The sequence below is a fragment of the Faecalicatena contorta genome (assembly GCF_003149105.1).
Lineage (GTDB): Bacteria > Bacillota > Clostridia > Lachnospirales > Lachnospiraceae > Muricomes > Muricomes contortus_C.
Map to the genome: position 1 here is coordinate 34,908 of NZ_QGDS01000011.1, position 13,569 is coordinate 48,476.

Below are 13,569 nucleotides of genomic sequence, written 5' to 3' on the forward strand. Positions count from 1 at the left end.
TGTTTTTATTTCATAAAAAATTTTTATCTTTCAGCTTGACGCTAATCCCAGCATTTGGGCCTCTCATCCGACTGAATTCTGACCGGCCCGGGAAATCCCTGCCCGTATAATTTTACCTCTACTCTCAGAATCCTCTGAGGAACCTTTGGTTTATTTACTTTTACTCCCGGATATGGATAATCCGTTACCGACTCCAATTCCAGGTTCTTCAACCGCTCTAACTCTTCCCGGCCATGCAGTATCCGCCCAAACACAGGATAAATTCCTTTGTGTTCCGGGCATTCCCGCAGAGGAAAAAAGAATTCACATCCGGACTGTCCGATTTTACCATATCCGCCCATGCATACGCATCCAGGCCCGGAATCCAATGGCTCAATCTCGGGGTGCAGTTCATACTCATAAGGGATTAAATATTGCCCTTCCTTTTTCCCAAACCCTGAATAACTTACGTCAATCCAGTCTTCGGGTACAATACGTTCTATGTCATGCTGGTTAAAAACTCCCATCTGTACGGCGTAGATGAAGCTGTTTACAGTATTCGGGGCCACATTAGGAAGAAGTTCTATTACAATTTTATTTCCGCTGTCCATATAAATGACTGCCTTGGGGTTCATGATACTTTCTCCAAAAACTTCTTTCTTTTCTCCGTAATGCCTAATACGGAAAATGTTTCCGAATCCAGAAGAACACCATAAATTTTTTCAGCCGCGTCTATAGTAACATATTCATTTTTCACATCCATAGCCACTTTTTCAGCAGGCCGGGCAAATGGGTTCCCATACCCCCCTCCGGTGCCAGTCACCATACGGGCAATATCGCCTTTCTTCATTTCTATTTTTGATCCTGTACCGCGCTGAGGCACATAGGTCCCATCTTTCAGAAGAAAATCAAATCCGCTGGGGGACCCTTCCTTTCCTCCGTCAAAGCCCCAGGCCGGATACTCAAATCTACCGTAAGTCCCGGAAAAAGTCATACCTTCATTCAATGCCTCATGTCCCAGAATAATTCCATAACCTCCACGGTGTTCTCCTGCGCCGGCATCTGTCGTATTTAAAGCATATTCCGTTACGCGATATCCAAACTTTGCCTCCAGAACCTCTGCGGGAATATTGTATGTCTCACCGTCACCTGTACAGAACTGTGCACTGTCTCCATCTCTGTCATAGCCGGCTCCCCACCCGCCCAGAGTCGGCCCCACATCTACAAAAGTTTCTCCGGTGACAGAGTGAGTGCCGGAAATAGAATATGCACCTACTGTAATAAAATGTCCTGCCGTCAGTTTCCCTTTTTCTACGATAGGCTCCATGGCCTGCCACACCAGGTCCTGGGCATACTGCATAGATTCATAATAACAGGAAACCGCCGCCGGGCGGACAGCGTTGAAGATACTTCCCTTTTCAGCCTTTACATGCAAGTTTTCAAATACTCCATCATTGACATTCTGTGAGGAATCCGTGCAGGCCAGGAAAATACTTCTGATTGCGGACACCAGCCCGTCATAGGCCACATTAATCGGGCCTTTTGTCTGCGGCGCACTTCCTGTAAAGTCTACATACATCTGATCCCCTTCAATCGTTACCTTTACCTGAATCGGGAATGGACCATTACCCAGGATATCTTTATCCATCATACCTCTAGCTGTATAAACTCCATCAGGGAGCATACCCACCTGGCTGCGCGAAAACTCGGCACTGCTCTGGATCAGCCTTTCAATAGCCTGATCTACTGTCTGTGTGCCGTATTTTGCACATATTTCATTCAAACGCTTCTGCCCTGTCCTAAGGCCGGAAATCTGGGCCCACATATCTCCGATGGACATATCAGGCAGGCGGACATTGCTGCGGATAATCTCAACAATTGTTTCATTAATTTTTCCTTCTTCAAACAGTTTCAGACAGGGGAACTGAAGTCCTTCCTGATAAATCTCACTGGAATCCACTGCATAGCCCGGATCTTTTCCCCCCAGCTCTGACCAGTGGCATTTATTTACACAGTAACCAAAAAGTTCACCGTCAATAAAAACCGGGAGCACCAGCCCTACGTCCTGCAGATGGGATCCACCCCCGCCGTAAGGGTCATTACAGATAATCAAATCCCCTTCTTTGAGGTTTTCCTTTTTTGTATATTTTTCGATTACAGAGTGAACCAGTGAGGTCAGCATTCCAAGAAATCCACATGCGCCGTTTCCCTGGGTGAGAAGTCGTCCATTTTTATCGGTAATCCCGGACGCAAAATCCAGGCATTCATAAATAATTGGACTTTTGGAGGTTCTTGCCACAGCAATAAACATCTCCTCTCCAATAGCCAGCAACGAATCGCGGATAATATCCAGTGTAATTAAATCTACGCTTTTACTGCTCATTTTCAAACCCCCGTTTCAATTAAAATATTTCCAAACTTGTCAATAGATGCTTTCATACCAGGATAAATAACTGCTGAAGAACTGGTTTCTTCAATAATCGCCGGGCCTTCCAACTCCATTCCCGGAGATATTTTTTCTCTGTCGTAAATTTTCGTATCAAGGGTTCCGGCTTCCTCAAAAATAACCGGACGTACTTCTTTCACCGTTTCTTTCAGGCTGTATGGAAGAGCTGCAATCTCTTTAATTGGTGTTTTTTCGATTTTTCCGAAAGATGCCAGGTGCATATTTACAATTTCCACACCACTTTCTTCCAGACGGAAGGAATAGTTCTGCTCATGCTCCTTATGGAATGCCTTGATAAATTCGCCGATATTTTCCGGCGACATATCCTCATTAGGTACTTTTACCTTTACAGTGTGGTCCTGTCCCACATAACGCATATCCAGATAATGCTGGAAATATACGTCCTTCTTTGGGATTCCTTTCTTTTCATTATCGGTATAGGCCTTTTCTTTTAGTTTTTTCCATTCTAAATTAATTTCGTCAAAATCTGGATTTTCCAACTTCACCTGGTAAGTCTGGATATCATCAGAACGCAAGTCTGTCATCAACATCCCCCATGCAGAAAATACAGAAGCAGCCAGGGGAATGATAACCTTTTTAATGTTCAGCTCTTTTGCCAGCGCCGCCGCATGCATAGGCCCCCCTCCTCCAAAGGCAACCAGCACAAATTCACGGGGATCATAGCCCTTTCTTATGGATACAAGCTTCAGCGCATTGAGCATGTTGGAATTTGCCACACGGATGATTCCCATTGCTGCCTCCAGAACATCAATTCCATACGCGTCTCCTATTTTTTCCCGGATTGCTCCGCGCACTTTTTCCATATCCACATCCATATCGAAATTCTTTGGTGATAATCGTCCTACTACCAGATTTGCGTCTGTTGTAGTGGGCTCTGTTCCGCCCTTTTGATAGGCAACCGGCCCCGGCAGTGCTCCCGCTGATTTCGGTCCTACACGAAGGGAATTTGTATTATCAATCCAGGCTATAGAACCGCCCCCATTTCCGATTTCCACAATATCTACTACCGGTACCCGGATAGGATATCCCGGGAAACGGGCGTTCTTTTCGATTTTGTACTCTGTTGTCGTCTTCACCTCACCGCCATCAACCAAAGAACACTTTGCTGTAGTCCCCCCAATATCAAAAGCAATGACCTTATGCTCACCCAGCATTTCTCCCAGCATTGCAGCTCCGTAAATACCGGCAACCGGTCCCGACTCCACCATATTAATAGGAACTTCTTTAGCATTTTCAAATGTAGTAGTCCCACCATTGCTCTGCATAATATATTTGGGGCACTTAATTTCCATCTCTTCTAATCTGTTGTACAGCTTGTCTATGTAAGTTTTAGCCGACGGTTTTACATAGGAATTCAGGACCGCCGTTGTCGTCCTTTCATATTCCCGCCATTCCTTAGAAACTTCATGGGAAGCCGTAACGGCAATTCCAGGCCATAATTTTTCTACCAGGGCTTTTGCCTGTTTTTCATGCTCCGCATTTACATAAGAATGAAGAAATATAATTGCAATGGCTTCCACGCCTTCTTTTTTAAAAGTATCAATACAGGTCTTAATATCCTCTTCCTTCAGCACCGTCAGCTCATTCCCCTGATAATCCATCCGTTCTTCCACTTCCAGCCGTAAATACCTGGGAACAAATGACTTTGGTTTTTTAAAGTTAAAATTAAATAAATCCGGCCGGTTGCCGCGGCCGATTTCTAAAATATCGCGGAATCCCTTCGTGGTAATCAGACCTGTTTTGGCTCCCTTCCGCTCTGTTAGTGCATTGATAACCACCGTTGTTCCGTGAGTCAGATCCTTTATTTCTTCCGGTAAAATATCACACTTCTGTATGACATTCAGCACACCCTGTTCATAGTTAGGCGGTGTGGTATGACTTTTGTTTACACACACTTTTCCTTTCTCGTCTATGTATACGATATCTGTAAACGTGCCTCCTATATCTGTCGCAACTCTCATTTTCTACCTCCTTTTCGTATGAAATTCTTCAGTCAAAGCGGATATTCGCAATCCACCACTTAATGCTTTCCACATTTGACGTAGGGACTTCCTTGATTCGGTTAAAAAATCACAATAATGTGGGCGTAATCACAGCAATCATTTCCAGCTCTTCATCTTCTTTATTAATAATTTTATGTGGATGGGTGGACGGAAAATGTATAGATTCTCCTTCACATGCGGTATGCTCAATCCCATCTATAACTACCGTCATCTGCCCCTTCAAAATGTAGTAAAACTCTTCTCCGGGATGATCCAGCTCTTCAAATTTTTCAAAGTGGGGGGCCATGGTCATTCGAAATGCATCCTGAACACGATTATCGAATCTACCGCTAAGTATGCTGATGCTTTCGTAGGCCCTCTGCATTCCTTCCAGCGCATGCCCGGAACCATTCCTTACATACTCCTCCTTTTCTGTGCCTTCCTCAAAAAACTCCTTCATAGGTACGTTAAGTGCATTTGCAATCTTATTGAGGGTAACAACTGTCAATGCTGATTTTCCATTTTCAATCTGTGACAGGAAGCTCACAGAAATCCCGGCCATCCTGCTTAATTCCATCAGTGTAAATCTCTTTGCTTTTCTCAGTTCTTTTATTTTGATTCCAATATTCTTTTCCATTTTATCACCTGCTTCACTTATTTTTGCCGTATACCCGGCCATCATCTCCTCTCTATATTACTCCCTGACAGTGTTTATTTGCCAGCAATTTTCATAACCAGCTTATCTTCATAGCTTCGTATGCTGCGCCGTCCTTTTATAATCTCCTCCAATTTCCCATTACTTCCCCCACATTCCTGATACCTGAAAATATTCCTCAATTCCCCACTTCTTTATTTCTTCCTGCTGCGGGCCTTCATATATTCCTCTCTTACTGAAATACCATCCTGCTTTTTCTTTCAGTTCACAAAGAAATTCAGCATATTTTAAGGGTGCGATATTAGCATCAATCACAGGGACCTGAAATTCTTCCTGCAATTGCCTGAAAAACCCCATCTGTATGGTGCATCCCAGCAGAACAACTTCTGCCTGATCCTCCTCCACCGCTTTTTTAATTTCCTGTCTCATTCTTTCCTTTGTATACTCCGGATCTTCCTGCAATTTCTGGACACCTATTTCAAGACTTCTAAAAGAAGCCAGATAATTTCCAAACCCGTGATGATACACGTTAACTTTCATTTCCGGCATTGTTTTATTTCTCACAACCAGTACAGAAAAAGAACTTCCCAGAGTTGAACCAATATGCATAGCCGCTTCTGCCGGAGCCGTCACAATCATTTTTTCACAGATTTCTCTGGCCGCCTGCAGAAAGGGATCATAATAGCATCCAATTATGCAGGCATCATATCCTTCGTTTTCCGCCTTCTTGATACGATGCAGCAGTTTTTCGGCAATTAAGACCTCATAATAGTTGTATTCCAAATGCTCGGGAAGCCCCGCCTCCAGGCTGGTCACCTCAAGCTGCGTTTCCTCGTCTTTATAGCTGCTGAGATACTCCCCTACCTCTTTATTCCATGTATCGTGACCTACCGGGTTGATAAACAAAATTTTTCTTTTCACTAGAATCTCCTTTCATCCGCTTTGCTTTATTCACACAAATGACAGCGGACGCCATGACTATCATCTGACATTTGTATGACCGGATCCTCCGTTCTGCAGATGTTCATAACATAAGGACATCTGAGATGGAAACTGCATCCTGGCGGAATATTTACAGGCGACGGAATTTCTCCTGTAGACTCCACTTTTTTTGGTTTCAGCGCCTCCTCTTCTTCCGAAACAACAGGAATGGAGGAAATCAGCATCTGGGTGTAAGGATGCTCCGGTTTATAGAAGAATTCCTCTGCCGGTGCTATCTCCGCAATTTTCCCAAGATACAGAATCGCTACCCTCGTTGCAATATTGCGCATCAGACTCAGATCATGTGTAATGAACAAATAAGTAAGATTTCTTTCTTTTTGAATTTTCAGCAGCATATTAATAATTTTTGCCTGAATGGAAACGTCCAGCGCTGACGTTGGTTCATCCAAAATCAAAAACTTTGGTTCACAGGCCAACGCTCTTGCAATTGCTACCATCTGTCGCTCACCGCCGCCGATAGCACCGGGAGTTTTGTACATGTAACTTACAGGAAGCTCCACCATTTCCAGCAATTCCTTTATTTTTACTTCTCTTTCAGTCCTGTCTGCACACATTTTATGAATCTTTAAAGGCAGTTCCAGAATCTCTTTGATTGTCTGATGTGGATTCATAGAGGAACCTGGGTCCTGAAACACAATCTGAATATTTTTTTTCATTTCCAGCGCTCTGTTTTTTGAGGCGTTCAGGTCCTTTCCTTCAAACAGAATTTCCCCTTCTGTAGGACGGTACATTCCAACCACAGAATAAGCAATGGTACTCTTTCCCGAACCACTTTCTCCAACCAGTCCAATCACTTCACCTTGTCTGATATCCAAAGAAACATCATCTACAGCTTTTACAAAAAGTGGCTTTCCATCTTTGTCCTTTTTATTTACCGGAAAATATTGTTTCAGATTTTGAATTTGCATAATTATATCTGACATCTCATAACCTCCTTTTATAGATTAAAGCAGGCAACTTTATGTCCACCACCTACATCCTTCAATTCTGGTTTGCAGTTTTGGCATTGTTCTGTAACCCTGGAACAGCGGGGAGCAAACCTGCATCCATTTGGAGGGTACTGATAATCCGGTATTGCCCCGTAGATGCCCGATTGAATTCCTCCTCCTCCCAGTCTGGGTACAGCTTCCATTAAGCCGACTGTGTAGGGATGAAGTGTGTCTTTGAACACATCTGCTGTTTTCGCGGATTCTACCACCATACCGGCATACATGACATGAATACTGTCCGTCAGCTCTCTTGCCACTCCAAGAGAATGGGTAATCATAATCAAAGACATATTCCGCTCTTCCACAAGCCGGTTCAGAGTTTTATGCACCTGATCCTGAATCGTTACATCCAGTGCAGTACCCGGTTCATCTGCAATCATCATATCCCTCTGGGTCATAATTGCCATGGCGATGCAGATTCTCTGTTTCATTCCCCCTGAAAGCTGATTGGGATAATAGTCAAAGATTCTCTCTGGATCGGGTATAAATACGTCCCTGATAGCCTGCAGGACCATCTCCTTTTGTTCTGCCTTGTTTTTGCCTTTTCCCTGTTTCGAATAATTTACAACATCCATCATCTGCTGCCCGATTGTGAACACCGGGTTCAGAGCACTTGCCGGTTCCTGATATATCATAGAAATTTCTCCGCTGCGAACCTGGTTTATTTCTTTCGTATTCATCTTAAGAATATCTTTTCCTTTATAAAAGATCTCTCCGTCGGGTATAATATACTGATGTTCGGGTATAACATTCAGAATAGATTTTACGGTTGTTGTTTTCCCGCATCCGGCTTCACCGACAATTCCGACTTTTTCTCCCTTATGTACACCTATATTGACTCCGTCCAATACCTTGGAATAACCTTTATATACTTTATACCAAAGTTTCAGATCCTTAATTTCGAGTATCTTATCATCAGCCATTTTTTCCATCCCCCTTTGACAGCATATCTCCGATGCCATCTCCCATGAAGTTAAATCCAAGAATAATGATAACAATTGCGAGTGACGGGAATACCGTCATCCACCATGCATCGGGCATATACCTGGAACCATCTGATACCATCTGCCCCAGTGACGGAGTCGGAGGCTGTTCTCCCAGGCCCACAAAACTTAGTGTTGCGCCAATTAGAATGACCCAGCCTACATCGAGAGCCATTTTTGTAAAAATAGAGGACATACAGTTGGGTAAAATTTCTTTGAATATAATATGCATTTTTCCTGCTCCCATCAGGCCCGCTCCAATTACAAAGTTTTCCTGCCGGCAGGACGTGGCAGATCCATAAACCAAACGGCAGTACCAGGGCCACCACATAACCGTAACTGCGATCATAGAGTTAGTCAGGTTTGGCTCCAGCACAGATGCCACTGCCAATGCCAGAAGCATGGCCGGCACAGACAGAAAGATATCTGTGATACGCATGATAATGGTATCTACAATAGTCCCTTTCATATACCCCGCCAGGATGCCAAGTATAGTTCCAATTGGTACCGCAATAGCGAGCACCAGAATGGACATATACAATGCTCCCCGGAAAGAGTAGATAATTCGGGTAAGAATATCCCTGCCCATGTTGTCCGTGCCCAGCAGATATTCTTTCCCCGGTGCCTTACAGACATTTGCAAAATCTGTAAATGCTCCTGCATGTTTTGGATACGGCGTAATGCAGGGAGCCAAAATTGCCGCCAGTATCACTATCACGACTGTAATCAGTCCCACCACCGACAGTTTATTTCTGGAAAATTTATACCATGCTTTTTTCAGGTTTTCCAGCCGGTTATCTTTTGCATTCAGAATCGGCCGCTTCTCCACTCGTTTTGCTTCAAATGCCAGTGCCTTCTGAATTTCTTTTTCTATGTTTGCGGCCATTAATTCCCACCTCCTAAACGAATTCTGGGATCCAGGTATGCCACCACAATATCCACGATAATATTAATCGCTACAAATACGACGCCGAATACCATGATTACCCCTGAGATTGCATTCAAATCTTTTGCCAGCATGGCGCTCAGACCATATTTAGAGATGCCTGGCCAGCTGAAAATAGTTTCAATCAAAAATGCATTTCCCATCAGTGATGCAATATCCATTCCCATACAGGATACTGCCGGAATTAGAGACGGCTTCAGCAAATATTTATTATTCATGACCTTCTCCGGAACACCATACCCCTTCATTGCTACCAGATAGTCTTTGGAAGAATTCTCAACCATCGCATTTCGGACCAGTCTGGCATCCTGGAACATACCGCCTAATGCCAGTGCAACAGCCGGTATACTTATATGAAGAAATGCATCCCAGGCCACAGCAAACTTTCCGGTCAACAAAGCATCCAGTATATATAGCCCGGTTATATGTGCCGGAGCAGTCATTCCAGGACTCAGACGCCCTAATACCGGAATAACCTGCCACATATATCCAAACAAAAGCAGTAACAGAATAGCCACTACAAATCCAGGCATGGCCACACCTGCATAAGAAAATACTCGAAGAATCCCGTCAATTACTGTATCTTTATGCTTTGCGGCCAGTTTTCCAATCAGGATGGAGCCAAAAATCAGCAGAAGTGTTGAGAAAAACACGATCTCAACCGTAGCCGGCAGAAATTGAAGAATATCTTTTGCCACTGCTCTATCCGTTGTTGTTGACATTCCGAAATTCCCCTGCAGTACACCGGTAATCCAATAAAAGTATTGCACAGGCAATGATTTATTCAAATGATTTTCAATTCTGAAATTCTCCAGAGCCTCTTTTGTTGCTGTCGCACCCAGGGCCATGCGGGCGGGGTCCCCCGGTACAATCCGGGCAATACTGAAAATGACAATGGATAGTCCGAAGATGACTACAATCGATAACAAAATTCGATGTATAATAAATTTTTTCAGGTTCATTTATTATCCTCTTTTCTTTCTGCCGGGCTGCATTAATTCATACGGAAATCGCGGAACAAATAATTGTATCCCAAAGGCAATGCCACTGATTCTCCCGCTTCTGCACGTGTGATAGCCGGTATCTCAATATTGTCATAATAAGCATGCTTTTCCGCCTGCTCTGCTACAGCAATTCCCCAGCATTCTTCAGCTGCCTTTTTCTGGATTTCTGCATATGCTGCCGCCCTCTCGTCATCATTTAATGTTGTCAGGGCCTTTTTAATCATATTGTCCACATTTTCATCTTGCAGCCATTCTGTCTGCTGCCAGGTTCCTGCGGTATCAGAATGAAATCTCTGGTATAGCATTGCTCCTGCCTCCGGATATTCACTGGATACAAAACAGGTAGATGAATTTGGAGTTGTATCTACGCTTCCGCAGTTATCAACGTGTGTTGCCCAAGGTACTTTTGTCACTTTTACATTTAACCCCAACTCAGAAGCAGTAGACTGTATAAGCAACGCCAGTTTTTCTTCATCCGGAACATCTGAAATCCATTCTACTTCAACTGCAAGGCTGCCTGATGTCAGATCTTTATAATATTTTGACTGCTTCAGTTCCTCTTCCGCCTTTTTTAGGTCATATTTATACTCATAGCCTTCATCACTGTATCCAAATACTCCTTCCGGCACTACAGAGCTTACTTTTTTGTAACCGGGAAACAAAGTCTCGCATACCTGGTCATAATCTATCAGGTAAGCCATTGCACGTCTTACATGCACATCATCCGTAGGCTGTTTCTTTGTATTCAGCATAAGATATAAAAGCTGCCCATTAGAGAAGCTCCCCACATTTACACCGTCAATGGCATCCAGTGCGGTATATGACTCACTGGTCTGCCACTGGTCGGAAACCTGCAGCTCCCCGTTATTCATCATAGTCCTGATGGTAGCCGTTTCTGTGTTCATAACAATTTCTACATCTTCAGGCGCCTTTTCATCCCACTCCTGCATGTAATCATCAAATCTTGTCATACAGATTCTGTCCTGGGTTTTCATTTCCGTCAGATAATATGCACCGCTGCCGGCATCATTTTCAGCAAGAAACGCTTTCCCATAATCTCCATAATCACCGTAGGAACCAGCTTCCAGATTATCCATAATCAAATCTTCATTCAAAACATACAGCCTTGGCAGAATAGATAAAAATGGGGCAAAAGACTCCTTCAAATGAAAGATCACTGTATCATCTGCCGTTGCTTCGCAGGAATCAACATAAGCGGAAAACAGATATGCAAACCCTTCTCCCATTGTAAGAAGACGGTTCATAGAAAATACGACATCACTTGCTTTTAAATCGGAACCGTCATGGAATTTCACTCCCTGTTTCAGCTTAAAAGTCCAGGTAAGTCCATCCTCCGACGTTTCCCAGCTGTCTGCAAGAGAAGGGGTCGGATTATTATCCATATCCGGGTAAACTAAAGAATCATATAGGTTAGCATATGCAATACAGGATGTGCAGTCAACGGATGTAGCCGGATCAATCACTCCTCCTGAAGACTGTGATATACGAAGTATCTTATCACCTCCTGACTGTGAACCTCCACTTTCCTCTGAGCTTTCGCTCGTTGCCGCATTACTGCTGTCTGAACATCCGGTGATAAGAACACCAATCATCGTCAGTGTCAGTAACAGAGAAATTAATTTTTTCTTCATAACTTTTCCTCCTTTTTAGGTTTCATGGGTTTCAGACAAAAAATTTATATAAAAAAGCGAGGACGTTGTATAAAAACGTCCTCGCTTTTTTAACAGATACCTGCTGGTATGTGAAATTATGCAATTATAGTTATTGAACTTCCTTCATAACCTTTAGCATGATATATTTTTATCAAATGTATCACAACATTTTTTCGTTGTCAACATATTTTTTCACTCACAGTGAAATTTTTGTTGTAGATTTCTCCAATTTTGCCTGCATAAAACAAGGGCACCGCTCTATCACTCCAGTCCAGTGATTTTACAGCACCCTACTTTTTCTTTTATATACGCTTTGCCATTTTTTTGAACACATTTTCCAATGCAAAATAACACTCTTCAAAAGTTTCTTTCACCGGTGCATAGGCTTTTACCGCCTCTGGCTCGGGAGTGTGTACGGATTCAATGTTAATAAACCGGTCAATCGCTGTAAAATCTTTAAAAATACCGGCTCCAACTCCGCCTATTACAGCCGCGCCCATAGAACTTCCTTCTTCCAGCAAAGAAGGAACCTGTATTTTCGCATTATACACATCAGCCATAATCTGGCGCCATACCGCACCTTTTGCTCCGCCTCCTACTACAGTAATCTCATCAATCTCTATCTGCGTGCGGAGAATGTCAAGGCAAATGGACAGATTCATGGTCACACCTTCCAGTACGCTTCTCAAAATATCTCCCCGTGTCGTTTCCGGCTTCATTCCAATCCAGGCCCCTTTTGCATCCGGATTCCAGCGGGGAGCACGCTCTCCCAAAAGATAGGGGAGAAAAATAGTTCCGTTGGCACCTACCGTGCTTCCTGCAATTAATTCATTCATATAGAGATAAGGTGAGGTATCCTCTTTTTCTGCCTTATACGCTTCCATAGTGCAAATCGTATTCTTCAGCCAATTATAGGAACCTCCTGCATACTGCATTGTTCCATTTGGTGCATACAATCCCGGAATTACATGTGCCCAGGTCACTGTCCGCATCTGCTCATCAAAAATTGGCTTTTCCGCAGTTGTTGTAATCCATGCAGAGGTCCCCATACAGCAGTAAGTTTTTCCCGGAGCAATAGAGCCACACCCAATATTTGCAACTACTCCGTCACCGCCGCCCATAACAACCGGCGTGCCTTCCATAAGCCCGGTCTCCGCTGCTGCCCTGGCAGTCACGCCACCTGCAATGAAAGTAGAAGGTTTTATCTCGGGCAGTTTATCCGGATCAATATCCGCATATTTCAATATCTTTTCCGACCATTGGAACGTATTTAAATCAAAACAGGTCATACTATTTGCATCTGACGGCTCAGTATAAAACTTTCCCGTCAGTTTTAATACAATATAGTCTTTCGCATTCAGCACTTTATAAGTCTGCTCATAAATATCAGGTTCATTATCCCGTATCCACATCAGCTTTTGAACACCATATGAGGCTGTATTGCGGTGCCCTGCAATATGATAAAACTCCTGCTGGCTCATATGGGCTTCAATCTGAGCCACCTGGGCCTGCGCCCTCTGGTCGGCCCATATGATAGATGGCCTGAGTGGTTTTCCCTCTCTGTCTACGCACAAACATCCCATCATCTGACCGCTGAAACTGATGGCACCGATTTCCCCAGGGTCAACACCTGTTGATGTAATCAGACTATTGCTTGTCTTACATACGGCATCCCACCAGTCATCCGCATTCTGCTCCACCCATGTATCATTAAAATAATGGGTATCATAAGAGAACACCTCACTTTTTATCAGCCGGCCATCCTCTGAAAATAATGTAGCCTTATTGCCCGAAGTACCAAGGTCGTGTGCCAAAATATATTTCGCCATCCTTCTGCTCCTCCTCTATCCAGAGCGTGTTTGAACTTGGGGCAACGGGTTTCCAAACAT

The 13,569-nt window shown here is 43.7% G+C and carries 11 protein-coding genes; all 11 read right to left on the reverse strand.

All coding sequences use genetic code 11. The features are described 5' to 3' along the window. Positions 1-41: 41 nt before the first annotated feature. On the reverse strand, positions 42-614 hold the full coding sequence (locus A8805_RS15835) for a peptidylprolyl isomerase (protein WP_109712908.1): 573 nt from the start codon (positions 612-614) through the stop codon (positions 42-44). Beyond that, positions 611-2,362 (reverse strand): hydantoinase B/oxoprolinase family protein, encoded by a 1,752-nt coding sequence (locus tag A8805_RS15840; protein ID WP_109712910.1) that lies wholly within the window; start codon positions 2,360-2,362, stop codon positions 611-613. The genes A8805_RS15835 and A8805_RS15840 overlap by 4 nt, the downstream gene beginning before the upstream one ends. A gap of 2 nt (positions 2,363-2,364) precedes the next feature. Further along, entirely contained in the window at positions 2,365-4,407 is a 2,043-nt protein-coding gene (locus A8805_RS15845) for a hydantoinase/oxoprolinase family protein (RefSeq protein WP_109712912.1), read from the reverse strand. 109 nt (positions 4,408-4,516) lie between these two features. Continuing rightward, positions 4,517-5,065 carry a helix-turn-helix domain-containing protein gene (locus A8805_RS15850; protein WP_181392872.1) on the reverse strand — a complete coding sequence of 183 codons (549 nt, stop codon included), beginning with the start codon at positions 5,063-5,065 and terminating at the stop codon, positions 4,517-4,519. Between the two features lie 159 nt (positions 5,066-5,224). After that, positions 5,225-6,004 (reverse strand): aspartate/glutamate racemase family protein, encoded by a 780-nt coding sequence (locus A8805_RS15855; protein ID WP_109712916.1) that lies wholly within the window; start codon positions 6,002-6,004, stop codon positions 5,225-5,227. A 26-nt stretch (positions 6,005-6,030) separates the two neighbouring features. Continuing rightward, the gene (locus tag A8805_RS15860; protein WP_109712918.1) at positions 6,031-7,008 is read right to left on the reverse strand and encodes an ABC transporter ATP-binding protein; all 978 of its coding nucleotides are present in this window, start codon (positions 7,006-7,008) and stop codon (positions 6,031-6,033) included. A 14-nt stretch (positions 7,009-7,022) separates the two neighbouring features. Next, positions 7,023-7,997, reverse strand: coding sequence for an ABC transporter ATP-binding protein (locus A8805_RS15865; protein WP_181392873.1), 975 nt, complete (start codon positions 7,995-7,997; stop codon positions 7,023-7,025). Beyond that, positions 7,990-8,943: an ABC transporter permease gene (locus A8805_RS15870; protein ID WP_109712922.1), complete on the reverse strand. Its 954-nt coding sequence runs from the start codon at positions 8,941-8,943 to the stop codon at positions 7,990-7,992. Before A8805_RS15870 ends, A8805_RS15865 begins: the two co-directional genes overlap by 8 nt. Continuing rightward, complete coding sequence (locus tag A8805_RS15875; RefSeq protein WP_109712924.1) at positions 8,943-9,965, reverse strand: ABC transporter permease; 1,023 nt, start codon at positions 9,963-9,965, stop codon at positions 8,943-8,945. The genes A8805_RS15870 and A8805_RS15875 overlap by 1 nt, the downstream gene beginning before the upstream one ends. 32 nt (positions 9,966-9,997) lie before the next feature. Continuing rightward, the gene (locus A8805_RS15880) at positions 9,998-11,659 is read right to left on the reverse strand and encodes an ABC transporter substrate-binding protein (protein WP_109712926.1); all 1,662 of its coding nucleotides are present in this window, start codon (positions 11,657-11,659) and stop codon (positions 9,998-10,000) included. 323 nt (positions 11,660-11,982) lie between these two features. Then, positions 11,983-13,509 (reverse strand): xylulokinase, encoded by a 1,527-nt coding sequence (gene xylB / locus A8805_RS15885; protein WP_109712928.1) that lies wholly within the window; start codon positions 13,507-13,509, stop codon positions 11,983-11,985. Positions 13,510-13,569 lie beyond the last annotated feature (60 nt).